1 protein-coding gene and 1 pseudogene are annotated in these 967 nt (G+C 46.9%); both read left to right on the forward strand.

The features are described from left to right. Positions 1–527: pseudogene (locus tag A3739_RS29455) on the forward strand (hypothetical protein); the annotation flags it as partial. Continuing rightward, positions 527–967: efflux RND transporter permease subunit (locus tag A3739_RS05895; RefSeq protein ID WP_197472096.1), on the forward strand; the 441-nt coding region annotated here is incomplete at its 3' end. The pseudogene A3739_RS29455 and the gene A3739_RS05895, both read left to right, overlap by 1 nt.

Below are 967 nucleotides of genomic sequence, written 5' to 3' on the forward strand. Positions count from 1 at the left end.
AGCGTGTACAAGCAGGTGCAACCATTGCCACTATATTTGATACAGCAAAGGTCGAATACAAAGCTCAAATCCCGAACAGCGTTTTAGCTTCAGTTAGCACGGCAATAGCAATTGGAGAAAAAGTGCATGCCGTTGTCAAAAACAAAAACTTCGTATTGGATCGTTTGTCAGACTCAGCCAATCTAAGCCATGGCGGCCATGATGCGTGGTTCTCAGCCGAGGATTCATCCCAGATCCCGCTTAATCAGAGCGTTAAGCTAGTCATGAAGTTACCAGAGCAACAAGACGTCATAGCCCTCCCTATCTCATCAATTTATAGCACTAACCTCGTATTTAAAGTGGTCAATGACCGACTTGAATCACTGAACGTGGACATCATTGGTAACTTGTATAGCGATACACAAAGAGACCGAATTTTAGTACGCAGCAACCAACTGGAGGATGGCGACAGAATCATTACCACCCAGCTACCCAAAGCCATCAATGGCTTGAAAGTTTCTATTCAAGGCGCGGAGGTGGTTAAGTAATGGCGCTCGACACAGGGAAACACAAGCACGATTTAATCGGACGGTTCGCGCAGCACCGTGTTGCCGCTAACTTGTTGATGCTGATACTGCTGATCGCAGGAGCGGTATCTCTGCTCAAACTCAACACACAATTTCTCCCCTCATTTCAGCCCGATTATATTACAGTGCGTGTCATTTGGCCGGGAGCCAGTGCTGAAGACGTTGCTAAGTCCATTGTTACGCCCTTAGAACAGGAATTACGCGATCTTGATTACGTGAAAGAGATGAAGTCGACCTCGTATCAAGCAAGCGCTGTGATCAGCCTTGAATACGATGAAGGCACAGACATGGGACTTGCCCTCGATCAGGTAAAGGAACAGGTATCCTTGGTCCGGAATCTCCCGTCTGATGCGGAAGAACCCGAAATATCTAAAGTGGTGATCAATGAAGATGTCGCTACC

The sequence above is a fragment of the Oleiphilus sp. HI0067 genome (genome assembly GCF_001635735.1).